Annotated in this window: 24 protein-coding genes; 19 read left to right on the top strand and 5 right to left on the bottom strand. The window is 71.3% G+C overall.

Annotated elements, in window-relative coordinates; translation table 11 throughout:
- Window positions 1-145: 145 nt before the first annotated feature.
- The 16 genes from Dsi01nite_RS43220 (at window position 146) to Dsi01nite_RS43145 (ending at window position 17745) form a co-directional block, all read left to right on the top strand.
- Window positions 146-1012 carry an STAS domain-containing protein gene (locus Dsi01nite_RS43220; RefSeq protein ID WP_203852242.1) on the top strand — a complete coding sequence of 289 codons (867 nt, stop codon included), beginning with the start codon at window positions 146-148 and terminating at the stop codon, window positions 1010-1012.
- Window positions 1012-1419, top strand: coding sequence for an STAS domain-containing protein (locus Dsi01nite_RS43215; protein WP_203852241.1), 408 nt, complete (start codon window positions 1012-1014; stop codon window positions 1417-1419). The genes Dsi01nite_RS43220 and Dsi01nite_RS43215 overlap by 1 nt, the downstream gene beginning before the upstream one ends.
- Window positions 1416-1826, top strand: coding sequence for an ATP-binding protein (locus Dsi01nite_RS43210; RefSeq protein ID WP_203852240.1), 411 nt, complete (start codon window positions 1416-1418; stop codon window positions 1824-1826). The genes Dsi01nite_RS43215 and Dsi01nite_RS43210 overlap by 4 nt, the downstream gene beginning before the upstream one ends.
- The gene (locus Dsi01nite_RS43205; RefSeq protein ID WP_239136601.1) at window positions 1814-2836 is read left to right on the top strand and encodes an ATP-binding protein; all 1023 of its coding nucleotides are present in this window, start codon (window positions 1814-1816) and stop codon (window positions 2834-2836) included. The genes Dsi01nite_RS43210 and Dsi01nite_RS43205 overlap by 13 nt, the downstream gene beginning before the upstream one ends.
- The gene (locus tag Dsi01nite_RS43200) at window positions 2833-4527 is read left to right on the top strand and encodes an ATP-binding protein (RefSeq protein ID WP_203852239.1); all 1695 of its coding nucleotides are present in this window, start codon (window positions 2833-2835) and stop codon (window positions 4525-4527) included. Before Dsi01nite_RS43205 ends, Dsi01nite_RS43200 begins: the two co-directional genes overlap by 4 nt.
- Window positions 4524-6098 (top strand): SpoIIE family protein phosphatase, encoded by a 1575-nt coding sequence (locus Dsi01nite_RS43195; RefSeq protein WP_203852238.1) that lies wholly within the window; start codon window positions 4524-4526, stop codon window positions 6096-6098. Before Dsi01nite_RS43200 ends, Dsi01nite_RS43195 begins: the two co-directional genes overlap by 4 nt.
- A gap of 61 nt (window positions 6099-6159) precedes the next feature.
- Window positions 6160-6420, top strand: coding sequence for a metallothionein (locus Dsi01nite_RS43190; RefSeq protein ID WP_203852237.1), 261 nt, complete (start codon window positions 6160-6162; stop codon window positions 6418-6420).
- A 77-nt stretch (window positions 6421-6497) separates the two neighbouring features.
- Window positions 6498-7253, top strand: a complete 756-nt coding sequence (gene ppgK / locus Dsi01nite_RS43185) for a polyphosphate--glucose phosphotransferase (protein WP_203852236.1) — start codon at window positions 6498-6500, stop codon at window positions 7251-7253.
- Window positions 7254-7290: 37 nt separating this feature from the next.
- The gene (locus Dsi01nite_RS43180; protein WP_203852235.1) at window positions 7291-8922 is read left to right on the top strand and encodes a protein kinase domain-containing protein; all 1632 of its coding nucleotides are present in this window, start codon (window positions 7291-7293) and stop codon (window positions 8920-8922) included.
- A gap of 234 nt (window positions 8923-9156) precedes the next feature.
- A complete protein-coding gene (locus Dsi01nite_RS43175; RefSeq protein WP_203852234.1) occupies window positions 9157-10152 on the top strand; it encodes a LacI family DNA-binding transcriptional regulator in 996 nt (331 codons plus the stop codon).
- A gap of 139 nt (window positions 10153-10291) precedes the next feature.
- Complete coding sequence (locus tag Dsi01nite_RS43170; protein WP_203852233.1) at window positions 10292-11965, top strand: ABC transporter substrate-binding protein; 1674 nt, start codon at window positions 10292-10294, stop codon at window positions 11963-11965.
- Between the two features lie 90 nt (window positions 11966-12055).
- Window positions 12056-13189 (top strand): ABC transporter ATP-binding protein, encoded by a 1134-nt coding sequence (locus tag Dsi01nite_RS43165; RefSeq protein WP_203852232.1) that lies wholly within the window; start codon window positions 12056-12058, stop codon window positions 13187-13189.
- Window positions 13186-14166, top strand: coding sequence for an ABC transporter permease (locus Dsi01nite_RS43160; protein ID WP_203852231.1), 981 nt, complete (start codon window positions 13186-13188; stop codon window positions 14164-14166). Before Dsi01nite_RS43165 ends, Dsi01nite_RS43160 begins: the two co-directional genes overlap by 4 nt.
- A 1-nt stretch (window position 14167) precedes the next feature.
- The gene (locus Dsi01nite_RS43155) at window positions 14168-15295 is read left to right on the top strand and encodes an ABC transporter permease (RefSeq protein WP_203852230.1); all 1128 of its coding nucleotides are present in this window, start codon (window positions 14168-14170) and stop codon (window positions 15293-15295) included.
- Window positions 15292-16305, top strand: a complete 1014-nt coding sequence (locus Dsi01nite_RS43150; RefSeq protein ID WP_203852229.1) for an ABC transporter ATP-binding protein — start codon at window positions 15292-15294, stop codon at window positions 16303-16305. Before Dsi01nite_RS43155 ends, Dsi01nite_RS43150 begins: the two co-directional genes overlap by 4 nt.
- A 45-nt stretch (window positions 16306-16350) precedes the next feature.
- Window positions 16351-17745 (top strand): GH1 family beta-glucosidase, encoded by a 1395-nt coding sequence (locus Dsi01nite_RS43145; RefSeq protein ID WP_203852228.1) that lies wholly within the window; start codon window positions 16351-16353, stop codon window positions 17743-17745.
- Between the two features lie 4 nt (window positions 17746-17749).
- On the opposite strand, the gene dinB is transcribed toward Dsi01nite_RS43145, so the two are convergent.
- Genes dinB through Dsi01nite_RS43125 form a run of 4 tightly spaced genes read right to left on the bottom strand, consistent with a single transcriptional unit; the run spans window position 17750 to window position 22876 of the window.
- On the bottom strand, window positions 17750-18940 hold the full coding sequence (dinB, locus tag Dsi01nite_RS43140; protein WP_203852227.1) for a DNA polymerase IV: 1191 nt from the start codon (window positions 18938-18940) through the stop codon (window positions 17750-17752).
- Window positions 18941-18965: 25 nt separating this feature from the next.
- On the bottom strand, window positions 18966-19787 hold the full coding sequence (locus tag Dsi01nite_RS43135) for a hypothetical protein (RefSeq protein WP_203852226.1): 822 nt from the start codon (window positions 19785-19787) through the stop codon (window positions 18966-18968).
- 33 nt (window positions 19788-19820) lie between these two features.
- A complete protein-coding gene (locus tag Dsi01nite_RS43130; RefSeq protein WP_203852225.1) occupies window positions 19821-21251 on the bottom strand; it encodes an ATP-binding protein in 1431 nt (476 codons plus the stop codon).
- Window positions 21248-22876: an NAD(P)/FAD-dependent oxidoreductase gene (locus tag Dsi01nite_RS43125; RefSeq protein WP_239136600.1), complete on the bottom strand. Its 1629-nt coding sequence runs from the start codon at window positions 22874-22876 to the stop codon at window positions 21248-21250. Before Dsi01nite_RS43125 ends, Dsi01nite_RS43130 begins: the two co-directional genes overlap by 4 nt.
- A gap of 115 nt (window positions 22877-22991) precedes the next feature.
- Between Dsi01nite_RS43125 and Dsi01nite_RS43120 the strand changes: the two genes are divergently transcribed.
- From Dsi01nite_RS43120 to Dsi01nite_RS43110, 3 genes are all read left to right on the top strand, one after another.
- Window positions 22992-23282 (top strand): UBP-type zinc finger domain-containing protein, encoded by a 291-nt coding sequence (locus Dsi01nite_RS43120; RefSeq protein ID WP_239136599.1) that lies wholly within the window; start codon window positions 22992-22994, stop codon window positions 23280-23282.
- Window positions 23283-23354: 72 nt separating this feature from the next.
- Window positions 23355-24629 carry a condensation domain-containing protein gene (locus Dsi01nite_RS43115; protein ID WP_203852223.1) on the top strand — a complete coding sequence of 425 codons (1275 nt, stop codon included), beginning with the start codon at window positions 23355-23357 and terminating at the stop codon, window positions 24627-24629.
- Between the two features lie 33 nt (window positions 24630-24662).
- Window positions 24663-25421 carry a maleylpyruvate isomerase family mycothiol-dependent enzyme gene (locus tag Dsi01nite_RS43110; RefSeq protein WP_203852222.1) on the top strand — a complete coding sequence of 253 codons (759 nt, stop codon included), beginning with the start codon at window positions 24663-24665 and terminating at the stop codon, window positions 25419-25421.
- Between the two features lie 86 nt (window positions 25422-25507).
- On the opposite strand, the gene Dsi01nite_RS43105 is transcribed toward Dsi01nite_RS43110, so the two are convergent.
- Window positions 25508-26386 (bottom strand): NAD(+)/NADH kinase, encoded by an 879-nt coding sequence (locus tag Dsi01nite_RS43105; protein ID WP_203852221.1) that lies wholly within the window; start codon window positions 26384-26386, stop codon window positions 25508-25510.
- Window positions 26387-26574 lie beyond the last annotated feature (188 nt).

Here is a 26574-nt window from a genome sequence, read left to right as displayed (position 1 = left end):
GGGCGCCAGGTCGCCCGCATACCGGTTCCTTCCCTGATGACGTCGTCGTGACACACCGATCACACACCGATCCGTGGCATCGTTCGCGGCGGGTGGCGCGGAGCGGTACCGTCTGGTCCGACGGACGAGGTCGAAGGAGATCCGAGTGAAGGTCGATGCCGAGGCGCGGCAGCGGTTGAGTGCGTTTCTTGTGACGCACGAGGAACCGATCGTGCGGCAGTGGACGGAGATCGCCGCCCGCACGTTGCGCGGCCGGCTCACCAACACCGAGCTGACCCGGCAGGTCCGGGACGTGTTCGGCGCGCTGCAGGCCGTGCTGGGTGCCGACAGTGACGGCGAGATCGCGGGCGCCGAGAGCGGCGAGTCGCGGGGCGCCCTGGCGGAGCTGTCGCGGGCCTGGGCCCGGCAGGGCTTCACGCCGAGCGAGACCGCGGGCCTCGTCTTCACCGTCAAGGAGGTCGTGCTCGGCCTCACCGAGTCCGGCCAGGCGGAGCTGCCGACCACCGACTTCCTGCTGCTGTCGCTGGTCGTCGACGACATGGGTCTGTTCACGTTCGAGACCTACACCAAGACCCGCGAGTCGGTGATCGCCGACCAGACCGAGCAGCTGCTGGAGCTGTCGACGCCGGTGGTGAAGCTGTGGGACGGCGTCGTGGCGGTGCCGCTGGTCGGCACGCTGGACTCCGCCCGCGCCCAGGTGGTGATGGAGAAGCTGCTGCAGACCCTGGTCGACACGGGCTCCGCCTTCGCGATCGTCGACATCACCGGCGTGCCGGCGGTCGACACGCAGGTGGCGCAGCACATCCTGAAGACGGTCGTGGCGGCCCGGCTGATGGGCGCGGAGTGCATCATCTCCGGCATCCGCCCGCAGATCGCGCAGACGGTCGTCGCGCTGGGCATCGAGTTCGGTGACATCGTGACGAAGTCCAACCTCGCCGACGCGTTGCTGCACGCGCTGCGCGCCAGCGGCGTCGAGGTGGTCCGCCGGGCGAGCCGCGACAAGGCGTTCTGATGGATCGGGTCCCCGTCCTGAAGATCGGCGAGATCCTGCTGGTCTCGATCCAGATCGACCTCGACGACCAGACCGCGCTGCAACTGCAGGAGGACCTTTCCGACCGGATCGTGGAGACCGGCGCGCACGGCGTGGTGATCGACATCTCCGCACTGGAGATCGTCGACTCGTTCATCGGCCGGATGCTGTCCACGATCGCGGCCGTGTCCCGGGTCCTGGACGCGGAGACGGTCGTCGTCGGCATGCGCCCCGCGGTCGCGATCACCCTGGTCGAGCTGGGGCTGTCGCTGAACGGCGTGCGCACTGCGCTCAACGTCGACAAGGCCCTGGAGATCCTCGCGGAGGCGAAGCAGGTCCGCGGCGTGGGCGTGCTGACCGTGCGCGGCTCCGACGACGTGCCCCTATGACGGAGCTGGAGGAGCCGCAGCGGCTGCCGATCGCGGACGACAAGGACGTGGTCAGGGTGCGGCAGGCGGTCCGGGTGATCGCGCTGGCCGCGAAGCTGCCGCTGGTCGACCAGACGAAGCTGGTGACCGCGGCGAGCGAGCTGGCGCGCAACACCCTGATCCACGGCGGCGGCGGGCACGCCCTCGTCGGCCAGGTGCACAACGGGCGCCGCGCCGGGGTCCGGGCCGAGTTCGTCGACACCGGACCCGGCATCGCCGACCTGGATCTCGCCTTCACCGACGGCTACACCACCGGCAGCGGCCTGGGACTCGGCCTGAGCGGCTCGCGCCGCCTGGTGGACGAGTTCGAGATCGTCACCGCCGCCGGGGAGGGCACCCGGATCACGGTGACCAAGTGGGCACGGTGACGCCACCGGCGCCGGTGCCCCTGGTCGAGGAGCTCGGCTGGATCCCGATCGACGAGGCCGGCGGGGCGGGTGTGGCGCGCCGCGTCGCGGTCGACTGCGCCCGCCGGCTCGGCTTCAGCGACGAGCGCGCCGGCGAGGTCGCGATCGTCGCCGCCGAGCTGGCGAGCAACCTGCACCGCCACGCGGACGTCGGGTCGCTGTCGGTGCGCTGCCTGCGCGCCGGCCCGCTCGGCGCGGTCGAGCTCGTCGCGGTCGACAGCGGTCCCGGCATGGCCGATCTGGTGTTCAGCGGATCCGACGGCACGTCCACCGCCGGCACCCTCGGCATCGGGCTCGGCGCGGTGCGCCGGCTGTCGAGCCACTCGGGCGGGTATTCGCTGCCCGGCCGCGGCACGGTGCTGACCGCCCAGCTGTGGCCGGACCGCGGGGCCGTGCGGACGCCGGTCGTCGCCGGGCTGACCAGGCCGATCACGGGCGAGACGGTGTGCGGGGACCGCTGGGCCGCCCGGGAGCGCGACGGTGCGCTGCTGCTGCTGGTCGCCGACGGGCTCGGGCACGGGTCCCTGGCGGCGGCGGCCGCGAACGCCACCGTCGACGCGTTCCTTGCCAGCGACCTCGACGCGCCCGCCGCGATCGTGCAGCACCTGCACCGCGTGGTGTCGCACACCCGTGGCGCGGCGGTCTCGGTGGCCCGCGTCGAGGGTGCCGCGGTGCGGTTCGCCGGGCTCGGCAACGTGGCCGGCACGATCGCGTTCCCGGACGGGGAGCGGCGAGGCATGGTCAGCATGCCCGGCATCGTCGGGCACCAGTCCCGCGGCGTCCGCGAGTTCGCCTACGACCTGCCGCCGGAGGCCGTCGTGGTGCTGCATTCCGACGGCGTGTCGGACCGGTGGACCCTGAAGGACTACCCGGGCCTGAGCCGCCAGGACCCGCTGCTCATCGCGGGCACGCTGCTGCGCGACGCGGGGGTGCGCCGCGACGACGCCGGCGTGGCGGTGGTGCGCCCGTGATCGACGACTGGACGCCGCCGCCGGAGCCGCTGCTGCGGATGACGCTGCACGGCGACCAGGACGTGTTCGTGCTGCGCCAGCGGGGCCGGGAGGTCGCCGCGGCCGTCCGGATGGAGTACCAGGACCAGGTCAGGGTCGCCACGGCGCTCAGCGAGATCGGTCGGCACGCCATCGGCGCCACCGTGACCTTCACCGCCGAGGTTTCCGCAGGGCCGCGTCTGGTCATCGTGGTAGAGGCGGACGGCATCGGGGTCAGTCCGCCTGAGGGCACTGCCGCGGCGGGCCGGCTGATGGACGAGGTGCGGGTGGAACGAGATCGGATCAGCCTGACGCGCGGGCTGCCCACCCAGGTGGGCCCGGAGCGGCTGGCCGAGGCGCGCCGGGAGCTGGCCGCGAGCCAGCCGACGACGGTGCTGGACGAGCTCAGCGTGCAGAACCGGCAGCTGGTCACCGCCCTGGAGGAGGTCCAGGCGCACCGCGACGAGCTGCTCACCCTCAACGCGGAGCTGGAGGAGACCAACCGCGGCGTGATGGCGCTCTACACGCAGCTGTCCGAGGAGCTGGAGCAGACCAACCAGGGTGTCGTCGCCCTGTATGCGGAGCTGGACGAACGCTCCGCCCAGCTGCGGGAGGCCAACGAGGCGAAGAGCCGGTTCCTCGCCAACGTGTCGCACGAGCTGCGCGCCCCGGTCACCGCCATCATCGGGCTGACCCGGCTGCTGCTCGACCCGCGTTCCGAGCCGCTCACCAGCGACCAGACCCACCAGCTGGGGCTGGTCCAGAGCTCCGCCGCGGATCTGCTCGCCCGTGTCAACGACCTGCTGGACCTGGCGAAGGCCGAGTCCAACCGGATCGAGCCCAACTGGGCGCCGGTCGACCTGGCCGCGGTCTTCGGTCAGCTGCGCGGCACGCTGCGGCCCCTCGCCAAGCCCGGCGTCCGGTTCGAGATCGCCGAGCCGGACGTCGACCAGGTCGAGCTGGTCACCGACGAGGTGCTGCTCACACAGGTCCTGCGCAACCTGCTCACCAACGCGCTGAAGTTCACCGACGCCGGCAGCGTCGAGATGGCCGCGCTCGTGCTGGACGGCCGGCTGCACATCGCCGTCACCGACACCGGCATCGGCATCCCGTTCGCCGAGCAGCGCCGCGTCTTCGACGAGTTCCACCAGGTGCGCGGCGCACACCAGGCGGGCGGGACCGGGCTCGGGCTGCCCTACGCGCGGCGGCTCGCGACGCTGCTCGGCGGCGGGCTGAGCATGGTCAGCGAGCCGGGGGAGGGCAGCACCTTCACCTTCGACCTGCCGCTGCGTCCGGCGCCCGAGGACGACCTGGACCTGCCGCACGTGCCGGCGGTCCTGGTCGTGGACGACGAGGCCGCCGCGCGGCAGGTGCTGCGCGAGCACCTCACCGGCATCGCCGAGACGGTGCACGAGGCGGCCGACGTCCGGTCCGCCCTCGCGATCGCGACCCGCGAGCGCCCGTCGGTGGTCTTCCTGGACCTGCGGATGCCCGGCGGCGACGGCGGCGAGCTGATCGCCGCCCTCGCCGCGGTGCCCGACCTGGCCGGCATCCCCGTCGTGGTGGTGACCGGCGTCGACGTGGGGCACGTGCCCGGCGCCGCCGCGGTCCTGGCGAAGTCGGTGCTGACGAGACGGATCGTCGCCGACGTCGTCACCCAGGTGACGGCGTGACCGCGGACGCCGCCGCCGACATTCTCGTCGTCGACGACAGCCCTTCGAAGCGCTACGTCATCACCAGCTGGCTGCGCCGCGACGGGCACCGGGTCACCGAGGCCGCGACCGGCCTGGAGGCGCTGCGGCTGCTGCACGGCGGACCGGACGGCGCCGCGCTGCACGCCGAGCTGGTCGTGCTCGACGTGCGGCTGCCCGACATCGACGGCTTCGAGGTCGCCGAACGGATCAAGGAGGACCCGCGGACCACCGCCGTCCCCGTGATCCACATCTCGGCGACCGCCGTCCACGTGGTCGACCGCACGCAGGGGCTCAACCGCGGCGCCGACGCGTACCTCGCCGAGCCGATCGACCCGGACGAGCTGCTCGCCACGGTCCGGGCGAAGCTGCGCGAATACCGGGCCCGCCGGCGGGCCGAGCGCCTCGCCGGGCGGCTCACCCGCCTGGTGGACACCACCACGCTGTTCAACGCCACGACCAGCCTGCCGGAGCTGCTGCTGGCCGCGGCGACCGGCGCCGCCCGGGTCTTCGAGGGGCCGGCCGCCGTCGCCGCCGGGTCCGAGGAGACCGGCCCGATCGCGGTGCAGGTCGACGCCGTGGACGGCGATCCACAGCTGCGACCGGCGATGCGGGAGCCCTGGGAGCACGATCCGCTGGACGGGCAGGCCGGCACTGTGCTGTTCCGGCAGGAGACCGGCCCGTGGTGGCCGGGCGCGGTGTGGCGGGTCGTGGCCCGGGCCAAGCCGGGCCGGGAGCCGCTGCACGTCGCGGTGCCCGCCGCCGGGTTCAGCGCCGACGACGCCGACCTGCTGCGCCAGTTCGGCCAGGCGGTCGCGCTCGCGGTGGAGGCGCTGCGCAGCTACGACGAGGAGCGCCGCACCGCGCTGACCTTGCAGCAGAGCATGCTGCCGCAGCGCAAGCCGGCGGTGCCGGGGGTGCAGTTCGCGGTGCGGTACCAGCCGGCCAGCGAGCACGCGTCGGTCGGCGGCGACTTCTACGAGCTGCTGCTGCTGGACGGGCACCTCGTCGCGGCGATCGGCGACGTCGCCGGGCACTCGCTGCGGGCCGCCACGATCATGGCCGAGGTCCGCCACGCGCTGCGGGCGTATCTGGTCGAGGACGCGGCGCCCGGGCCGAGCATGGAGCGGCTCAACCGGATGCTGCTGCGGCTGCTGCCCGAGGAGATCGCCACGATGTGCCTGCTGCGCATGGACCCGGCGACCGGTGCGGTGCGGCTCACCAACGCCGGGCACCCGCCGCCGCTGCTGGTCAGCGACGGGCGGGTCACCCAGATCGAGGGCCGGGTCGCGCTGCTCGGCGTGCCGACCCCGCACGACGCGGAGATCGCGCTGACCCTGGCACCGGGGGACACCCTGGTCCTGGTCACCGACGGGCTGATCGAGTCGCGCGGGCACACCTTCAACGAGGGTCTCGAGGCGCTGTGCGTCGCGGTCGCCGACGTCGAGGCGGACCTGGAGCAGTTCTGTGACCGGCTGCTCAACGACCTCGGCGCGGGCTCCCGCGACGACGACGTCGCGCTGTTGGTGATCCGCAGGGTGGATTTTCCCTGAACCGGTTGCACCGTGCCTCGTGACCGCACACGCTGCGTGAGACGAAACGGGGGAATCAACCATGGCGGTCTGTGAGACCTGCGGCAACGACTACTACATGGCGTTCGAGATCCGGACGGTCGGCGGCGGCGTGCACGTCTTCGACTCGTTCGAGTGCGCGATCCACCGGCTCGCGCCGGTCTGCGAGCACTGCGGCACGAAGATCGTCGGCCATGGCGCGGAGGTGTCCGGCAGCTTCTACTGCAGCGCACACTGCGCCCGCACGGCCGATCACGCACTGGGGTTGGAGATCCGCGACGCGGTCGGGGCCTACCCCGGGTGATCCTTGCCCATGCCCCGCATGATTGGGTCTTGCAACAGCAGGGCATTGGATGAGGGACGCGTCGCGGAGGAGCAGCTGTGGTGGTGCTGGGAATCGACATCGGTGGTTCGGGAATCAAGGGAGCGCCGGTCGACCTGGAGACCGGTGAGTTCACCGCCGAACGGCACCGCATCGAGACCCCGCAGCCCGCGGACATCGCCGCCGTCGTCGACACCGTCGCGGCGGTGGTCGCGCAGTTCCCGCCGGCGAGCAGCGTCGGCATCACGTTCCCGGCCGTGGTCCAGCACGGCGTGACGAAGACCGCTGCCAACGTGGACGCGTCCTGGGTCGACGCGCCCGCGGAGCAGCTCTTCAGCGACAAGCTGGGCCGGCCGGTGACGGTCCTCAACGACGCGGACGCGGCCGGCGTCGCCGAGATCGAGTACGGCGCCGGCAAGGGCGTCGGCGGTCTGGTCGTGATGGTCACGCTGGGCACCGGCATCGGCAGCGCGCTGTTCATCGACGGCCGGCTGGTGCCCAACACCGAGTTCGGCCACCTGCAGCTGTCCGGGCACCACCTGCACGGCGGTGACGCCGAGGACTACGCCTCGGACCGCATCCGGGAGACCGAGGACCTCAGCTGGCCCGACTGGGCCGAGCGGGTCCAGGTCTACCTGCGGCACCTGCACGCCCTGCTGTGGCCCGACCTGATCATCATCGGCGGCGGGGTGAGCAAGAAGACCGACAAGTGGCTGCAGTACGTCTCGGTGCCCACGAAGATCGTCCCGGCGACCCTGCAGAACAACGCCGGCATCGTCGGTGCCGCACTGCTGGCGTCACGACGGGCGCACTGAGCGCGAACGTGTGCGGGCATAGGGCACGATAGGTGCCATGGGGGACGTGCCCGCGCCGTTGCGAGCCGAGGACCCGGCCACGGTCGGGTCTTACCGGCTGCTCGGCGTGCTCGGCGTCGGCGGCATGGGGACCGTCTACCTCGCCGCCGGCCCCGACGACCGCCGGGTCGCGCTGAAGGTCATCAACCCGGCGTGGCACGGCGACCCGCAGTTCCGGCAGCGGTTCGCGGCCGAGGCCGCCGCCGCGTCCCGGGTCGCCGGCTTCTGCACCGCCCGCGTGCTCGACGTGGCGCTGGACGGTCCCGTGCCGCACCTGGTGACCGAATACGTCTCCGGGCCGTCCCTGCACGACTACACGACCCTCAACGGGCCTCTCGCGGGTCAGGTCGAGGCCGTCGCCGTCGGGGTCGCCGCGGCGCTCACCGCGATCCACGCCGTCGGGCTCGTGCACGCCGACCTCAGCCCGCGCAACGTGCTGCTGTCGCCGTTCGGCCCGAAGGTCATCGACTTCGGCGTGGCCCGCCTGCTGGGGCATGCCGGCCCCGTGGGGCAGCTGTTCGGCACCCCGGGCTGGCTCGCCCCCGAGCAGGAGCGCGGCGCGCCGCCGAGCCAGGCCTCCGACGTGTACTCCTGGGGCCTCCTCGTCGCGTGGGCGGGCACGGGCGTCAAGCCGGCCGGGTCCGTGCCGGCGGGACTGGCCCCGGAGCTCGCCGACGTGGTCGCGCGGGCGCTGCGGGACGACCCGGCCGCCCGCCCCACGGCCCGCCAGGTCCTGCTGGCGCTCGTCGGCGACGACGACCCGGCCGCGGTGCACGTGACGTCCCCCCGCGGCGCCAACGGGCCGCAGGGCACCACGAGGACGATCCGCGGGGCCGCGGCCCCGAGACCGCCGACCAACCGGCGGTTCGCGTCCGGCGCGGCGCCCGTCGTGCCGGTCTCGCCGACCGCCGTGCACGGCACGTACGCGCCCGGAATGCCGGTTTCGCCGGTACCCGTGAGCCCGACGATGATCGATCCGACGCACGGCATCGGCGGCGGATTCGTAACATCCCAACATGCGGGCGGCTGGGGCCCACGGATGCCGCTCCCGCCGGTACCCCCGCCGCCCCGGCCCAGACCGCCCAGGATCGGCCGCGGGGTCAGCGCCGTCGTGGCGGTGCTCATCGTGCTCGGCTGTCTCTGGGGCGTGTTCCGGCTCGCCAATTCGGCCGGTTCGGACGACCCGCAGGTCGGCCCCAGCACCGCGGCGCCGGCGAGCAAGGCACCGTCGAAGAAGCCGAGTCCGGTGGCGACCGACGGCGGCCTGCGTTTCACCGTCACGGACTTCGACTGCGGCGCGGCACAGATCGGCAAGCGTCCCTTGGTCAAGGACGCGAAGGGCGAGTTCTGCCTGGTGCAGATCCAGGTGGAGAACCTGGGCAGCGGCGGCACGTACATCTGGCAGGGCTCGCAGCGGCTGCGTGACACCGACGGCAACGACCACAAACCGGACGAGTGGTCGTGGCTCTACAACGAGGCCACCCGTCCGCTGTACGGGGAGATCAAGGCGGGCAAACCGGTCACCGGCACCCTCGTCTTCGACGTGCCGAAGGGGCTCAAGTTCGACGTGCTGGTCGTCAAGCAGCAGCCGTTGAGCGACGGCACGGTCATCCACCTGCCCGGCCGATAGAGCGCTTTCAGGGCAGGCGTGCGCGTCGACGCTGCCGCCCGCGCATCGACGTGCTGCCGAGCAAACACCACCGCCCGAGGCCTTGGCAAGGTTTTCTCGGAGGTTAAGTTTCGTTACCACCGTGTTATTGACACCACAGTCCGCAATCAGATTTAGTGTGCCGGAACCGGTTGCGGAACCGGTTCCAGAAAACGCTCTCTTGCCAGAAAGCGCTCTCACAGAGAGGATCGCGGCGTGCCGATCACCATCGCCGATGTCGCGTCCCGGGCCGGGGTCAGCAAGACCACCGTCTCGCGGGTGCTCAACGGCAAAGGAGAGGTCGACGAGTCGACCGCGGCACGGGTGCGGAGGGTCATCGACGAGCTGGGCTACACGCCCAGCGCGCGGGCGGTCAACCTCGCCCGCGGCCACACCAGGGTCATCGGGATGCTGGTGCCGTCGCTGATCTGGCCGTGGATGGGCGAGATCGTGCAAGGGGCAGTTGATGTCGTCGAGGCGGAGGGTTACGGGTTGCTGCTGTTCACGTGCAACCGTGGCGCCGAGTCGATGCGGCAGTTCTCCGCGCAGGTCTCCGGCAAGGCCTTCGACGGCCTGCTGGCGATCGAGCCGGAGGGCACCCTGGACTACCTCGCGGACCTGTATGCCGGCGGCCTGCCGGTGGTGCTCATCGACGACCGGGGCGACAAGCCGCTCATGCCGTCGGTCGGGACCACCAACCGGGCCGGCGGGGCCCTCGCCGCCCGGCATCTCGTCGAGATCGGCCGGCGGCACCCCCTGGTGATCACCGGTCCGGAAAAGTTCGGTTGCACGCAGGACCGGCTCCGAGGCTTCGCCGACGTGTTCGACGCCTCCGGCCACCCGGTCGACCCGCGGTTTGTGATGGAGGGCGATTTCACGTACGACTGCGGCGCCCAGGCGATCCAGCGGGCGCTGGGTCTGGGCCTCGAGTTCGACGCCGTCTTCGCCCACAACGACCTGTCCGCCGCCGGTGCCCTCCAGGCGCTGCGTCACGCGGGCCGCACGGTGCCGGGAGATGTCGCCCTCGTGGGCTTCGACGACATCCTCCACGCCGCGCACACCGAGCCCCCACTCACGACCATCCGCCAGCCGATGCGGCAGATGGGCGAGATGGCGGCCCGGCGGCTCATCGCACACTTCGACGGCACGCCGTTGACGAGTGAGCCCAACATCCTGTCCACCACGCTCGTCGTGCGGTCCTCGACCGCGTAGGCGCAGCCCGAGCGCACCACCGTTCAGCCAGCACCACCGACACCGCACCAAAGGGCGGGACCTGCCGCAAGAAGGCCCCGTCGTCATACCCCGAATGACCGCCCCACCTGTCGATCCAGGTCCGTAAGGAGACACCCCCGTGCATACCAGACGCTCCGTTGTGCTCGGCCTCGCCGGGTTGCTCGCAACCGGCGCTCTCGCCGCGTGCGGCGACTCGCCGAACGACAAGCCCAAGGGCTCCGGCGTGACGGTCCTCAATGTCGGCATGCCGAACGGCCCGCAGACCGAGAACCAGAACCCGTTCCTGAGCACGTCGGCCTCGTCCAAGTCCGGCTACCGCTGGGCGCTGTACGAGCCGCTGATGATGTGGAACCCGGTCAAGCCGGCCGACCCGATGAAGCCGTGGCTCGCCACCAAGGCGGAGTGGTCCAAGGACTACACCTCCGTCAAGGCCACCATCCGTGACAACGCGGAGTGGTCCGACGGCCAGAAGGTCACCGCCGAGGACGTCGCGTTCACGTACAACATGGTCGCCAAGTTCGACGCCATCAACACCGGTGGCCTCACCATCAAGGAGGCCACGGCCAGCGGCGCGGACGTGACCATCACGTTCAAGAACCCGCAGTTCGTGAGCCAGCACAAGGCCATCGCGCAGGTCCCGATCGTGCCCAAGCACATCTGGGAGAAGATCGCCGACCCGGCCACCGAGCTGGCGAAGGACCCGATCGGTTCGGGCCCCTACAAGCTCAAGTCCTTCACCCCGCAGACGGCCACCCTGGTCGTCAAGGACAAGGGCTACTGGCAGACGCTGCCGCAGGTCAAGGAGCTGCGGTACACCTCCTACACCGACAACAACGCGCAGACCACCGCGCTTGCCAACGGTGAGTCGGAGTGGAGCTTCGTCTTCATCCCCAACGTGAAGACGGTCTTCATCGACAAGGACGCCGCGCACCACAAGATCTGGGCCCCGCCGGTCCTGGGCATCCACGGCCTCTACATCAACACCACCAAGGCGCCGTTCGACGACAAGAACCTGCGCGTGGCCATGAGCATGGTCATCGACCGGGACGACATCTTCAACACGGCCGAGGCCGGCTACTTCCACCCGCTGGTGAAGAGCGTGACCGGTCTGCCCAGCCCCGCCGGCGACGCGTTCCTCGCGCCGGAGTTCAAGGGCAAGGACTACAAGATCGACATCGAGGGTGCCAAGGCGCTCCTGACGGCGAACGGTTACAAGTACGAGGGCACCACCCTCAAGGACAAGTCCGGCAAGGCCGTCACGCTCACGCTGACCGACCCCGCCGGCTGGTCCGACTACCAGACCTCGCTCGAGATCGTGAAGTCCAACCTGCAGAAGATCGGCATCGAGGCCACGGTCGAGAAGGCCAACCAGGACGCGTGGTTCAAGAACGTCGAGGCCGGTCAGTTCGACGCGGGCTTCCGGTGGACCAACGGCGGTAACACGCCGTACGACATCTACCAGACGATCATGGACGGCGACCTGCTCAAGCCGATCGGCACCGCCAGCCCCGCCGGTAACTTCGGGCGCTTCAACAACCCCGAGGCCACCAAGGCGCTGCGTGCCTACCAGTCGGCCACCGAGGACTCGGTCCGGGTCGAGGCGATGAACACGCTCCAGAAGATCTTCGTGGAGCAGATGCCGATGATCCCCGTCGGCGCCGACAATGTCGGTGGGGCGTACAGCACCAAGAACTGGACCGGATGGCCGGACGACGCCAACCCCTACGGCGCCGCTCAGCCCACCCAGGCCAACGCGCTCGACGTGATCCTGCACCTCAAGCCGGCCTCCTGACCGGTCGCAAGTGACACCGCTCCCCGGGTGGCCGTCGGTCACCCGGGGAGCGGTACCCCGTGACAACACCTTTGAGACAGGACCATCGGCATGACGTTGAGCGAAAGCACGGCGGCGCCGGTCGGCGAGGTGGTGCTGGAGGCCGTCGGCCTGACCAAGCATTTCCCCGTCCGCAGGCGGCTGAGTGACCTCTTCTCCGGCACCAAGGCAGCCGTCCACGCCGTGGACGACGTCCACCTGACGCTGCGACGGGGCAGAGTCACCGCACTGGTCGGCGAGTCCGGCTCCGGCAAGTCCACAGTCGCCCGCCTGCTCGCGCAGCTCTACCCGCGCACGGCCGGCGACATCCTGCTGCACGGCACGTCGACGAAGGTGCACGGCGGCCGCCGCTTCCGCACCTACGTCAAGCGGGTGCAGCTCATCTTCCAGGACCCCTTCGGTTCGCTCAACCCCGTGCACACCGTGCGCTACCACCTCACCCGCGCGCTGAAGATCCACGGCAACGCGGGCAAGACGTCGGCCGACCTCGAGGCGGCCCTGGCGAACCTGCTCACCCGGGTCAGCCTCACCCCGCCCGAGCGGTACATCGACAAGTTCCCGCACGAGCTGTCCGGCGGCCAGCGCCAGCGCGTCGCGATCGCCCGCGCCCTCGGCGCCGACCCGGAGGCCCTGCTCGCCGACGAGCCGGTCTCCATGCTCGACGTGTCGATCCGGCTGGGCATCCTGAACCTGCTGAAGGACCTCAAGGACCGGCTCAACCTCGCCATCCTGTACATCACGCACGACATCGCCTCGGCGCGGTACTTCGCCGACGAGACGATGGTCATGTACGCGGGCCGCATGGTCGAGGGCGGCGACAGCGAGACCGTCACCCAGAACCCGGCGCACCCCTACACCCGGCTGCTGATCGAGTCCGCGCCCGACCCGGACCGCATCGAGGGCATCGCCGACCCGACCGTGCTGGACCGCGGCAACGGCGAGCCGCCGAGCCTGATCCGGCCTCCGGCCGGCTGCCGGTTCAACCCGCGCTGCCCGCACGCCATGCCCCGCTGCAAGGTCGACCTGCCGCCCCGCCTGGAGATCGGCGACCGCGACGGTCACTGGGCCGCCTGCTGGTTGTACGACGCGGAGACCGTCGCCAAAGAGGGCATCGGCTCCGCCGCCGACGTCGACTCCGCCATCCCCACGCCGCCGGCCCTGACGCTGACGGAGGAGGCACGATGAAGTTCCTGCTGCAACGCTTCGCCTTCTACCTGTTCACGCTGTGGGCGGCGATCACCCTCAACTTCTTCATCCCGCGGGTCATGCCCGGCGACCCGGTGAGCTCGCTGATCTCCAAGAACCAGGGCCGGCTCACCAGCGACGCGATCCACTCCCTCGAGGTGCTGTTCGGCCTGGACAAGAAGCAGAGTCTCTGGGACCAGTACATCGGCTACTGGCAGCAGCTGTTCAAGGGCGACCTCGGCATGTCGTTCACGTTCTTCCCGACGCCGGTGTCCGAGGTGATCAGCCAGAGCCTGCCGTGGACGGTCGGCCTGGTCGGCATCACCACCATCCTGAGCTTCCTCATCGGCACCGCCCTGGGTGTCGGCGCCGGCTGGAAGCGCGGCTCGTGGATCGACAGCCTGCTGCCGGCCACCACGTTCCTGTCGTCGGTGCCGTACTTCTGGCTCGGGCTCGTCGCGATCGCCCTGCTCGCCGGCCCCGGCAGCTGGTTCCCGTCCTCCGGCGGCTTCACCCCCGGCCTGGTGCCGGCCTGGGACCACTACTTCATCGGCAGCGCGATCAACCACAGCCTCCTGCCGGCCGCCACGATCCTCATCTCCTCGATGAGCGGCTGGATGCTCGGCATGCGCAACATGATGGTCACCGTCGCCTCCGAGGACTACATCACCGTCGCGCACGCCAAGGGCCTGTCCGACAAGCGGGTCGCCTTCAGCTACGCGGCCCGCAACGCGCTGCTGCCCAACGTGTCCGGGTTCGCGCTGTCGCTGGGCTTCATCGTCGGCGGCACCCTGCTGGTGGAGATCGTGTTCTCCTACCCGGGCGTCGGCTACCAGCTCTTCCAGGGCGTCCAGGCGTACGACTACCCGCTGATGCAGGGCATCTTCCTGGTCATCACGATCTCGGTACTGGTGGCCAACCTGCTGGCCGACGTGGCCTACCTGCTGCTCGACCCGCGCACCCGAAAGAGTGGTTGAGATGACCGTCACTCCGTCCAGCATCGAGCAGGTGATCCCGGGTCAGGGCTCGATGGCCCAGCCGAGCGTGAAGCCGTCGTCGAAGGCGAAGCGCAAGCGGTTCCGGTTCGTCGCCAACGGCAAGGCCGCGACCGGCCTGATCGTGCTCGGCATCTACCTGCTGTTCGCGATCATCGGCCCGTGGGTGGCGCCGTACGACGCCGACCTGATCACCCCGGACAAGCTGCAGGCGCCGTCGGGTGCGCACTGGTTCGGCACCGACCACCTCGGCAAGGACATCTTCAGCCAGATCCTGGTCGGCACCCGCGGCGTCGTGCTGGTCGGCGCGATCGCCGGCATCGTCGCGACGATCCTGTCGGTGCTCATCGGCGTCACGTCCGGCTACCTGGGCGGCGCCGCCGACGAGAGCCTCTCCGCGGTGTCCAACGTCTTCCTGGTCATCCCGGCGCTGCCGCTGATCATCATCGTCACCTCCACGATCAGCAACGCCGGCGACATCGTCGTCGCGCTGGTCATCGGGTGTACGTCCTGGGCGTACGGCGCCCGGGTGCTGAGAGCCCAGACCCTGTCACTCCGACGGCGGGACTACGTCGAGGCGTCCCGGGCGACCGGCGAGAAGACCTGGCGGATCGTGCTGTTCGAGATCCTGCCGAACCTGACCGCGATCATCGCGTCCAGCTTCGTCGGCACCGTCATCTTCGCCGTCATGTCGGAGATCACGCTGGCCTTCATCGGCATCTCGTCGGTCTCCACCTGGAACTGGGGCACCATCCTGTTCTGGGCGCAGGGCCAGCAGGCCCTCGCGCAGGGCGCCTGGTGGTGGTTCGTGCCGGCCGGTCTGGCCATCGCGTTCCTCGGCACCGCGCTGAGCCTGATCAACTTCGGTATCGACGAGTTCGTGAGCCCCCGGCTGCGCACCGCCGGCGCCGGCGCCCGGCGCGCCCCCAACGGCGACAAGGTCACCATGCGGGTCGGGTTCACCCCCGTCATCCGCGGCCGCGTCGACACCACCCCCGAGATCGAGATCAAGCACCCGCCCGCGAGCAACGGCCGTGCCGCCACCGCCGGCGGGGCCGACCTTGTCGCGACCGAGGGTCACAGCACCGGCACTGATGGAGCGAAGCGATGACCCGAGTCCTCACCCGGCCGCTGCTGGAGATCAAGAACCTCGACGTCGACTACGGTCTCGGCGACGAGGCGGTCAAGGCGGTCCGCGACGTCAGCCTCACCATCCACCGCGGCGAGGTCGTCGGCCTCGCCGGGGAGAGCGGCAGCGGCAAGTCGACCCTCGCCTACGGCGTCACCCGGCTGCTCCCGCCGCCCGGCGTGGTGTCCAACGGCTCGGTCGTCTACCACCCGCCGACCGGCGACCCGTACGACGTGCTCAACCTCTCCCACCACGAGCTGCGCAAGTACCGGTGGGCGGAGACGTCGATCGTGTTCCAGGGCGCGATGAACTCGCTCAACCCGGTGCACAAGGTCTCCGTCCAGCTCATGGACGCCATCAAGGCGCACGAGCCGACCTCGTCGAAGGCGTCCCGGCTGGCGCGGGCCAAGGAGCTGCTGCGGCTGGTCGGTATCGCCGAGGACCGGCTGGAGGCGTACCCACACCAGCTCTCCGGCGGCATGCGCCAGCGCGTCATGATCGGCATGGCGCTCGCCCTGGAGCCACAGCTGGTCATCATGGACGAGCCGACCACCGCCCTCGACGTGGTCATGCAACGCCAGATTCTCGGCCAGCTCGTCGAGCTGCGCGAGCGGCTGGGCTTCTCGGTCCTGTTCATCACGCACGACCTGTCGCTGCTGGTCGAGTTCTCCGACCGGATCGCGATCATGTACGGCGGGCGGATCGTGGAGGAGGCGCCTTCGGCGGCGATCTACCGCGACCCGAAGCACCCCTACAGCGAGGGTCTGCTGCGGTCGTTCCCGGCGTTGCGCGGCGCCCGGCGGGAGCTGACCGGCATCCCCGGCTCGCCGCCCGACCTGCGCGGCATGCCGACCGGCTGCTCGTTCCACCCGCGCTGCCCGAAGGCGTTCGAGCCGTGCTCGACCGACCTGCCGATCCTGGGCAAGCCCGACGATCACGTCGGTGAGCCCCGCACCGTTGCCTGCTGGCTGCATCCGGTCACCGCCGGGTGACGCAGCCGCTGGCACAACGTCCCAGTAACTGAAAACAGGAGAACCATGGACACGACCGCGACACCCCTCGATGTGCAGAATCCGATCGCCACACTCCCGCCTTCCTTCCGTTGGGGAGTGGCGACCTCGGCCTACCAGATCGAGGGCGCGGTCGACGAGGACGGGCGGACCCGGTCCATCTGGGACACGTTCTGCGAGGTGCCGGACGCCATTGACAAGGGCGACACCGGCGAGGTCGCCTGCGACCACTACCACCGCATGCCGCAGGACGTCGCGCTGATCCGTGACCTCGGTGTCGACCTGTACCGCTTCTCCGTGGCGTGGCCGCGGGTCCAACCCCGCGGCCGCGGCCCGGTGAACCCCGCCGGGCTCGGCTTCTACGACCGGCTCACCGACGAGCTCCTCGCCAACGGCGTCGAGCCGTGGCTCACCCTGTATCACTGGGACCTCCCGCAGGAGCTCGAGGACGCCGGCGGCTGGCCGGCCCGCGACACCGCCTACCGGTTCGCCGACTACAGCATGATCGTCTTCGACGCCCTGAAGGACCGCATCAAGACCTGGACGACGCTCAACGAGCCGTGGTGCTCGGCGATGCTGGGGTACGCCTACGGCGTGCACGCCCCGGGCCGGCGCGACTTCGCCGCCAGCATGCACGCGGTGCACCACCTCCTGCTCGGTCACGGCCTCGCGACCCAGCGCATGAAGGAGGCCGCGGGCGAGCACCACGAGTTCGGCATCACGCTGAACATGGGCGTCAGCACCCCGGAGACCGACAGCGCCGCCGACCGTGACGCGGCCCGCCGCAGCGACGCGCTGAGCACCCGCATCTACCTCGACCCGCTCGTGCACGGCCGGTACCCCGCGGACCTCGTCGCCGACCTCGCCCAGCAGGGCATCGAGCTGCCCGTCCAGGACGGCGACCTGGAGATCATCAAGACCCCGCTGGACATCCTCGGCGTCAACTACTACTTCAGCGAGACCGTCTCCGGCGTCGACGAGGACGGCAACACCCACGACGCTCTCGGCCTGCCCGTCAGCCGCCCCATCCCGACCGGCCGCCCGATCACCGCGATGGGCTGGGAGATCGTCCCCGAGGGCTTCACCCAGCTCCTGGTGCGCCTGTGGGAGGACTACCGGCTGCCGATCTTCGTCACCGAGAACGGCTCCGCCTTCCACGACGAGCCCGACGAGACCGGCTTCGTCCGCGACGACGACCGGGTCGCCTACTTCGACTCCCACATCGGCGCGGTCGCCCTGGCCCGCCAGCAGGGCGCCGACATCCGCGGCTACTTCGCCTGGTCCCTGATGGACAACTTCGAGTGGGCCTACGGCTACGACAAGCGCTTCGGCATCGTCTACGTCGACTACGACACGCAGGAGCGCACCCCCAAGCAGTCCGCCCTCTGGTACCGCGACACCATCCGCGCGCTGCGGGGTTAGGCGTTCAGTCCGGCAGCAGGGGAGTCGTTGGCCCCTGCTGCCGGCCCAGCAGTGACGCCCGCATCAGCGCGGCCGAGCCGAACCGGTTCCGGACCTGGTCCATCGCCGCGTCGAGCTCGCCGCCGGTGTGTGCCTGCAGCGGCAGTTCGAGTTGCACGGCGCCGTCGCCGTCCAGGTTCGCCACGGCGATGCCGACGAGGGTCAGTCCCCGGTTCGCGATGAGCGACCCGGCCTGGTGGTGCAGCCGGCGCACCGCATCCAGGATCGTCGTGGTGTGCCAGGTCTCCTTGGCCAGGGTGTGCGAGCGGGTCACCTTCGTGAAGTCGGCGAAGCGCAGCCTGAGCACCACGGTCCGGCCGCCCCGCTCGGCGGCCCGCAGCCGGCGGCAGACCCGGTCGACCAGCTCCGCGAGGACCGCGTCCACGAACGCCGGCGGGTGCGGGCCGCGGCCGAGGGCCCGCTGCGCGCCCATCGACCGGCGCCGCCGCCCCACCTGCACCGGCCGCGGATCCCGGTTGTGCGCCAGGGCGTTCAGGTGCCGGCCGGTGCCCTCCCCGAGCATCGACACCAGGGTCGCCTCGCCGAGCCGGGCGACCTGCCCCACCGTCTTGATCCGGTGCGCGTGCAGCTTCGCCGCGGTGACCGCGCCGACGCCCCAGAGTCGCTCGACCGGCAGGGCGTGCAGGAACGTCAGCTCGTCCGCGGGCTCCACGACCAGCAGCCCGTCGGGCTTGGCGACGCCGCTGGCGACCTTCGCCAGGAACTTCGTCCGCGCCACCCCGACCGTGATCGGCAGCCCGACCTCGCGCAGCACGTCGCCGCGCAGCCGCTCGGCGATGCGCCGCGGTGTCCCGGCGATCCGCCACAGCCCGCGCACGTCGAGGAACGCCTCGTCGATCGAGATCCCCTCGACGACCGGGGTGGTGTTGCGGAACACCTCGAACACCCGCTTGCTGGCCTCGGAGTACGCCCGCATCCGGGGCGGCACCACGATCGCGTCCGGGCACAGCTGCCGCGCCTGCCGGCCACCCATCGCGGTGCGCACCCCGCGCCGCTTCGCCTCGTAGCTGCACGCGAGCACGACCCCGCCACCGACGATCACCGGCCGCCCACGCAGGCGCGGGTCGTCGCGCTGCTCCACCGAGGCGTAGAACGCGTCGAGGTCAGCGTGCAGGATCGAGGCACCCTCCGACACGAACACATGTTCGCATGAGGCGCCCTTACCTGGGCAAGTGTCGCCGCCGTTCGATCAGCGCGGTGACCGTCGCGGCGAGCAGCAGCAGGATGCCGAGGTTCGCCAGGAACCGGAAGCCGAACGCGGTGTAGATGTCCCAGGACGCGACCGTCCCGGTCGCCGGGGCGGCGTACATCATGGCGGTGATCGGAAACGTCAGCAGGGTGCACGGCGCCAGGAACCCGGCACCGGCCCAGGCGAGCACCACGGTGAGCGGGGTGCCCTCGACCGCCCGGCGCATCCCGAGCCAGCCGAGCGCCAGCCCGGCCAGCGCGCCGAGCGCGACCATCGGCCCGACCGGCGCCGGCTCCCGCCGGCCGATCTCCAGCACGAGTCCGCTCGCACCCTCCTGGTAGGCCTGCACGACCAGGTCGCCCCGGACGGCGACGACGCCGTCGAGCTGGCCGGCGAGATCCGCGGGGCGGGTGCTGACGGTCCAGTTGCCGTCGATGAGCGCCTGCCGGGCGATGCCCAGGGCGCCGGTCAGGTTCTGCGACGGGGGATCAACGCGGAAGGCCACGTAGCCGCCGTTGTAATCGTCGCCGCCGAACAGCAGCGCCGCGGCGCCCTCCGGCGGGTCGTAGCCGAAGGCCGGATCGTGCCGCCGGTCGACGCTCAGCCGGCTGGCCGGCACGAGGGGCTGCACGAGTGCGATCGCGGCCCGGTCGTCGGGCAGGTCGGGTGCGGTGCCCCAGGCGAGCCAGCCGCCGAGCGCGGCGCCGAGCGCGCCGAGGGTCAGCGCGCCCGTGATCCCGGCGAGCCACCCGCGCCGCTGCCGCACCGGCGCCTGCTCGGCTGCTGCCCCCATGACGGGTGATCATGCCGCATCGGCGGGCGGCTGTCACGCCGCCGGGGCGGCCTCCGTCAACGGGAGCACGACCGTGAAGCGGGTGTCACCGGGCGCGGACGTGACCCGGATGTCGCCGTGGTGCTTCTTCACGACGATGCGGTACGAGATGTCCAGCCCGAGGCCCGTACCCTCGCCGACCGGTTTGGTGGTGAAGAACGGCTCGAAGATCCGTGGGCGCACCTCGGCGGGGATGCCGGCGCCGGTGTCGGCGATCTCGACCGCCAGGCAGTCGCCGTCGAGCGACGTGGTGATCGTCAGGGTGCCGTCGCCGTGCATCGCCTCGACCGCGTTGGCGATGAGGTTCGTCCAGACCTGGTTGAGCTCGGCGGCGTACGCGGGGATCGGCGGCAGCTCGCGGTCGTAGTGGGTGACGACCCGGACGCCCTGCTTCGAGATCTTCGCGTTGAGCATGATGAGGGTCGCGTCGAGCAGCTCGTGCACGTCGACGACCTGGAACGGGCCGCGGTCCAGCTGCGAGTACTGCTTCGCCGCGTTGACCAGGCCGGAGATCCGGGTGACGGCGTCGTCGATCTCGCCCATGAGCAGCTCGGTCTCGATCGTGTAGACCAGCCAGCGCACCGCGGGCTCCAGGTCGAGCTTGCCGACGCAGAGCTTGACGTCGTCCAGCCACGGCACGTCGACGCCGCCGGCGACCAGGGTCGGGGCGAGATCCCAGGCGCCGTTGACACCGCGCTCGTCGAGCCAGTCGCCGATGGCGTCCTCGGCGTCGCTGGCGGCCAGGGCGGAGCGCTTCGGGGCGTTCTGCGCCAGCTTGACCGCGCGTTCCTGCAGCTCTACGAGGCCGTGCAGCTGCTGGCCGTCGAGCCGCCCGTCGGCGATCATCGCGAGCTTGTGGCGCATGCCGGCGATCCGGTCGCGCAGCACGGCGGTGGCGCGCACGGCCGCCGCGGCCGGGTTGTTGAGCTCGTGCGTCAGGCCGGCGGACAGTGCGCCGAGGGCGAGCAGCCGCTCCCGCTCGGCGGCGGCGTTGTTGGTGTTGCGCATGCCGAAGAACAGGCCCTCGAGCAGGTGCATCGCCATCGGGAACCACTTGAGCATCGCGGCGCCGAGCTCGACGGCCGGCAGCTCGTACACCTCGACGTCGGTGATCGCGTGCCACGACGTGCCGTAGACCTGCGGGACCCGGTCGCCGAGATATGCCTGGGTGGCGCCGCCGTAGACGCCGACCTGGTCGGTGCGGGTGATCTCGATGTCGTCGCCGCGCACGTTGCGGCTGTGGCTGATCATGCCGTCGAGCAGCACGACGAAGCAGGTCGCGGCGTCGCCCTCACGGAAGACGAGATCGCCGCCGCCATACCGCACGGCCACGCCACGCTCGGCGAGCCAGGTCAGCTGCTCCTCGTCGAGCGCCTCGAACAGGAACAACCCACGAAGCTCGGCCAACGAAAGGCGCCTGCTCATTGCCCCTCCACCAGATACCGGTGCACCAGCGACACGGCCATCGCGCCCTCGCCGACGGCCGAGGCCACCCTCTTCACCGAGTCTGCGCGCACATCGCCCGCCGCGAACACTCCGGGGACGCTGCACTCCAGGTGATAGGGGTCACGGCCGAGCGCGGCGTGGTCGGCACCGCCCTCGACGTCCGGGCCGGTCAGCACGAACCCGCGCGCGTCGCGCTGCACCACGCCGTCCAGCCAGTCGGTGCGCGGCTCCGCGCCGATGAAGATGAAGAGCCAGGAGCTGTCCACGGTGCGTTCACCGCTGCCGTCCACGGACCGCAGCGTGAGCCGCTCCAGGTGCTCGTCGCCGTCGGCGCCGATGATCTCGGTGCACGGGTGGACCTCGATGGCCGGCACCGAGGCGATCTGCTCGATGAGGTACCGCGACATCGACGCGTCCAGGTTGGGGGCCCGGATGACGAGGTGGACCCGCCGCGCGTAGCGGCTGAAGAACATCGCCGCCTGCCCGGCCGAGTTCGCCCCGCCGACGATGTAGACGTCCTGGTCGGAGCAGCTCGGCGCCTCGGTGGAGGCGGAGCCGTAGTAGACCCCCCGGCCGTGGAACTGCTCCAGGCCCGGTGCGGTGAGCCGCCGGTAGGAGACCCCGGTCGCCAGGATCACGCTGTGCGCGGCGATCGTCGTGCCGTCCTCGAAGTGCAGGACGCGGGCCGAGCCCTCCACCGCGAGCCGGGTGACCCGGCACGCGGTGAGCAGCTCGGCGCCGAACTTGACGGCCTGGCGGCGGGCCCGGTCGGTGAGCTGCGCACCGGAGACACCGTCGGGAAATCCGAGGTAGTTCTCGATCCGGCTGCTCTGCCCGGCCTGCCCACCGGTCGCCCGCTCCTCGAGCAGCACCGTGCGCAGGCCCTCCGAGGCGCCGTACACCGCCGCGCCGAGGCCGGCCGGTCCTCCGCCGACGACGACCAGGTCGTAGAAGTCCGACGCCGGGGTGGTCGTCAGGCCGACCTGGACCGCCAGCTCGGCCTCCGTCGGCGCGACCATGGTCTTGCCCTCGGGGGTCACCACCAGCGGCACGTCGGCCTCGGTCAGCCCGGCGGCGGTCAGCAGCCGCTGCCCTTCGGCGTCGTCCGTGGTGTACCAGCGGTACGAGACCATGTTGCGGGCCAGGAAGTCGCGGACCGCGTATGACGGCGCCGACCACCGGTGCCCGACGATCTTCACGTCGGCGACCGGGCGGTCGGGCGCGGCCTTCCACGCCTCCAGCATGGCGTCCATCACCGGATACAGCTTCTCCTCCGGCGGGTGCCACGGCTTGAGCAGGTAGTGGTCGAGGTCGACGACGTTGATCGCCTGGATCGCGGCGTCGGTGTCGGCATACGCGGTCAGCAGCACCCGGCGGGCCCGGGGGAACAGGTCCATCGCGGCCTCGAGGAACTGCAGCCCCGTCATGTTGGGCATGCGGTAGTCCGCGAGCAGCACCGCGACCTGCTCGCCGCGCAGCTTCAGCTCCTTGAGCGCGTCCAGGGCCTCCTGACCGGAGTCGGCGCGGATGATGCGGTAGTCCTGGGCATATTGCTTGCGGAGGTCACGGGCGACCGCCCGGGACACCGCGGGATCGTCGTCCACGGTCAAGATCGCTGGCTTGGCCATGGTCCCAATCCAACCACGCGTTCCGGCGTTCCACGAATACCGCCCGCGGTCTCGCTCTCCGAGCGGATCGGGACCGGATACGGTGTGCTCCGTGAGCAAACCGTGTGAGCACCTCGACACCATCAACGACGTCCAGCCCAGCGCACCGGGTTGTGAGGACTGCCTGGCCGTCGGCGGCCGCTGGGTGCACCTGCGGGTCTGCCTGAGCTGCGGGCACGTCGGCTGCTGCGACTCCTCGCCGGCCAAGCACGCCACCGCGCACTACAACAGCGTCGGCCACCCCCTGGTCCAGTCGTTCGAGCCGGGCGAGGAGTGGGTGTGGTGCTACGCCGACGACGCCCTGCTCAAGGTCGACGGCCTGCCGGAGCGCTCCCACCCGTAGCGGCCTCGGCATCGACGATCGGCTACGTTCGGGCAGTTATCCGGGGTTATTTCGGGGCCTAAAGTAAGCCGCATGAGGGTGACGTTCGAGGGGAGCGGCGCCGGCAGCGGCCCGCTGTCGTGGGGACAGCTGGACATCTGGCTCAAAATGGTCGCGGTCGGGCAGTCCATGGCGATGGGTGGCGTCCGCCCGCTGCCGCCCGGGACCACCCTCGACGACGTCGCCGACGAGCTGCGATACCTCATGAGCCGCTACGAGAGCATGCGCACGCGGCTGGTCCCGGATGGCGACGGCCCACCGCGCCAGGTCGTGCACGGATCCGGTTCGATCGAGCTGGAGGTCCTCGACGACGTGGACGCGGGCGCGGTCGAGGCGCGCTACCGCGACGTCCCCTTCGACCACGCCAACGAGTGGCCGGTCAGGATGGCCGTCGTCCGCGCCGGCGGGGTGTGCCGCAGCGCGGTCCTGGTCATGTCGCACATCGTCATGGACGGCGCCGGCGCGGTGCTGATGATGACCGAGACCGACGCCCGCACCACCGCCCCCACCGAGGGCCACTCCGCCCTCGAACAGGCCCGCCGGCAGGCCCTCCCCGCCGGCGTCCGGCAGAACGTGGCCGCGCTGCGGCACTGGGACACCCACCTGCGCGCCATCCCCGACCCGGGCCTCGCCCCATCCCGCGAGGTGCGCACCCCGCGACACTGGACCGGCGTGCTGCACTCCACGGTCCTGCCCTCGGCGCTGCGCGAGGCGGCACTGCGCGAGGGCGTCGAGCCGGCGCCGGCCCTGCTGGCCGCGTTCGCCATCGCGTTCGCGCAGGTCACCGGGGTGACCGTGGTGCCGCTGCGGCTGGTGTCGAGCAACCGCTTCCGGGCCGGCCTGGCCGGTGTCGTCGCCCCCGTCTCGCAGCCGGGACTGTGCGTGATCGACACCGCCGGCGACTTCGCCGCCGTGCTGCACCGCACGCGTGGGGCCGCCATCACCGCGTACAAGTACGCGTACTACAACCGCCTCGACCTCAACGCGGTGGTCGCGGCCGTCATCGCCGACCGGGGCCGGCAGTTCGCCCTCGACCTGAGCGTCAACGACCGCCGCCTCGGCGGCGCCCTGCAGGCCGTGCCGCGCCCCGCACGCAGCGATTTCGCCTGGGTCGCCAGTGGCGACGAGCCCTCCTCGGCGCTGTTCCTCAACGTCGACGGCTCCGACGAGGCGGTGGAGATCACGATCTACATCGACACCCACCTCCTGGCGCTGGCCGACGCCGAGGCCGTCCTGTGGGCGATGGAGCGCGTCGCGGTCGCCGCCGCGGGTGTCGAGGAACGGGTCGTGGCTCCGACCGTCTCGTGACAGCATCACCGCTGCGTCACGAGATGGGGAACCATGCGCTTCGAGGACCACTGTTCGTGGATCGTCGCCCAGACCGAACTGCTCGTCGCCGACCTGCCCGGCACGTCGCTCGCGCTGCCCGTGCCGTCCTGCCCCGGCTGGACGCTCGGGATGCTGCTGAGGCACATCGGCGGCGGGCACCGGTGGGCGGCCGACGTCGTCCGCACCAGGGCGACGGGATTCCTGCCCGACGGCATCATCCGTGATGTCGCGGGCGACGACACCGGCGCCGTCCCCGCCGGCTGGCTGCTCGACGGCGCCCACGAGCTCGCCACCGCCCTGACCGAGGCCGGCCCCGACGAACCCGTGTGGACCCCGTTCGAACTGGGCGGCATGCCGTTCTGGGCGCGCCGGTTCGCCCACGAGACACTGATGCATCGCGCCGACGCGACCCTCGCGGCCGGCACGCCGTTCGAGGTGGCCACCGACGTCGCCGTCGACGCCCTCGACGAGTGGATGGAGCTGGACGCGCACCCGATCCACTTCGACCTGGACCCCGCGAAGAAGTCCATCCTCGGTCCCGGCCGGACGGTCGCCCTGCTCGACGACGAGCTGCCCCGCGGCTGGTTCGTCGACCTGACCGGTGCGGTCAACACCTGGCGGCGCGGGACGGGACCGGCCGCCGTGACGGTCCGGGCGCCGCTGCGGCAGCTGCTGCTCATGGTGTACCGCCGCCGCACGCCCGACGGACTGCCGGTGACCGGCGACGAGGCGTTGCTGCGGCACTGGCTCGGTCACGTGGCCTTCGGCTGAACCTACCGGCCGCCCGGCTGTCGGCTGCACCTACCGGCCGCCCGGCTGTCGGCTGCACCTACCGGCCGCCCGGCCATCGGCTGCGCCTACCGGCCGGGCGGCTCCTCGACCTCGAGGCTGCCGTTGACCTGCAGCTTCCGCCGGGCGCGCTCGTAGAAGGTGGTGTAGCCGAGGCGCACCACCTTCGCCGCGGACGGCGCCGCCGACACGGTCAGCAGGTCGCCCGGCTTCAGCTCGGCACCCAGCACCCCGTCGATCTCCATCACGAGCCGGCCGCTGGACGGCAGCAGCTCCAGGTCGAGGTCCTCGTCGGGGGACAGCACCATCGCCCGGTTGAACGCCGAGTGCGCCGCCGCCGGCACGACCAGGATGCCCTCGACGTTCGGCGAGACGATCGGGCCCCCGGCGGAGAAGCTGTACGCGGTCGACCCCGTCGGCGTCGCCACGATCAGCGCGTCCGCGGAGTACCGCACGAACGGGTAGCCCTGCATCGAGATGCCGATCGCGGCGAGCCCCTGCCCGGGCACCCGCACCAGCGCGATGTCGTTGAACGCGGTCACGTCGGTGCCGTCGGGCAGCCGGGTGCGGATCGCCATGCGCGGCTCCACCGTGTAGCGGTGCGCGTCGATCGAGCTGAGCGCCGCCGGCAGGTCCTCGACCGCGACCTCGGCGAGGAACCCGAGCCGGCCGAGGTTGACCCCGAGCACCGGGGTCGGCTTGCCCGACAGCAGCCGCATGCTGCGCAGCATCGTGCCGTCGCCGCCGAGGCTCACGACCAGCGACGCCCGGCTCACCAACTCGTCGGCGTTGACCGCGACGGCGGTGCAGTCGATGCGGTCGACCTCGTCGGGCAGCCCGAGCACCGTCACGTCGCGGGTCCTCGCCCAGTCGATGATGGCGTCGATCGCCGGCTTCGAGTCGCGCCGGGGATGCAGGACCAGCCCGACCGTGTGCACCATGCCCATGGCGCAACTGTACGACCGGTCACCGCCGGGCCGGTCACGGTCGGGCCGGTTCGCGGCGTCGGGGGTGGCCGTCGGGCCGGTTCGCGGTGCCGGGGCGGTCACAGCCGAACTGGGTCGTGGTGCCGGGCCGGTCACAGCCGGACCGGTTCGCGGTGCCCGGGCGGTCACAGGGCCGTCACAGCCGGACC

It is taken from the genome of Dactylosporangium siamense, assembly GCF_016862795.1.
GTDB lineage: Bacteria > Actinomycetota > Actinomycetes > Mycobacteriales > Micromonosporaceae > Dactylosporangium > Dactylosporangium siamense.
This window is presented reverse-complemented; position numbering and strand designations above follow the sequence as displayed.

What these genes read in the sequence shown, in the direction of transcription:
- Dsi01nite_RS43215 (WP_203852241.1), top strand. Translation starts at nt 1,012, where the DNA reads ATGGATCGGGTCCCCGTCCTGAAGATCGGCGAGATCCTGCTGGTCTCG.
- Dsi01nite_RS43210 (WP_203852240.1), top strand. Translation starts at nt 1,416, where the DNA reads ATGACGGAGCTGGAGGAGCCGCAGCGGCTGCCGATCGCGGACGACAAG.
- Dsi01nite_RS43190 (WP_203852237.1), top strand. Translation starts at nt 6,160, where the DNA reads ATGGCGGTCTGTGAGACCTGCGGCAACGACTACTACATGGCGTTCGAG.
- Dsi01nite_RS43180 (WP_203852235.1), top strand. Translation starts at nt 7,291, where the DNA reads ATGGGGGACGTGCCCGCGCCGTTGCGAGCCGAGGACCCGGCCACGGTC.
- Dsi01nite_RS43165 (WP_203852232.1), top strand. Translation starts at nt 12,056, where the DNA reads ATGACGTTGAGCGAAAGCACGGCGGCGCCGGTCGGCGAGGTGGTGCTG.
- Dsi01nite_RS43160 (WP_203852231.1), top strand. Translation starts at nt 13,186, where the DNA reads ATGAAGTTCCTGCTGCAACGCTTCGCCTTCTACCTGTTCACGCTGTGG.
- Dsi01nite_RS43155 (WP_203852230.1), top strand. Translation starts at nt 14,168, where the DNA reads ATGACCGTCACTCCGTCCAGCATCGAGCAGGTGATCCCGGGTCAGGGC.
- Dsi01nite_RS43150 (WP_203852229.1), top strand. Translation starts at nt 15,292, where the DNA reads ATGACCCGAGTCCTCACCCGGCCGCTGCTGGAGATCAAGAACCTCGAC.
- Dsi01nite_RS43145 (WP_203852228.1), top strand. Translation starts at nt 16,351, where the DNA reads ATGGACACGACCGCGACACCCCTCGATGTGCAGAATCCGATCGCCACA.
- Dsi01nite_RS43135 (WP_203852226.1), bottom strand. Translation starts at nt 19,787, where the DNA reads ATGGGGGCAGCAGCCGAGCAGGCGCCGGTGCGGCAGCGGCGCGGGTGG.
- Dsi01nite_RS43130 (WP_203852225.1), bottom strand. Translation starts at nt 21,251, where the DNA reads ATGAGCAGGCGCCTTTCGTTGGCCGAGCTTCGTGGGTTGTTCCTGTTC.
- Dsi01nite_RS43115 (WP_203852223.1), top strand. Translation starts at nt 23,355, where the DNA reads ATGAGGGTGACGTTCGAGGGGAGCGGCGCCGGCAGCGGCCCGCTGTCG.
- Dsi01nite_RS43110 (WP_203852222.1), top strand. Translation starts at nt 24,663, where the DNA reads ATGCGCTTCGAGGACCACTGTTCGTGGATCGTCGCCCAGACCGAACTG.
- Dsi01nite_RS43105 (WP_203852221.1), bottom strand. Translation starts at nt 26,386, where the DNA reads ATGGGCATGGTGCACACGGTCGGGCTGGTCCTGCATCCCCGGCGCGAC.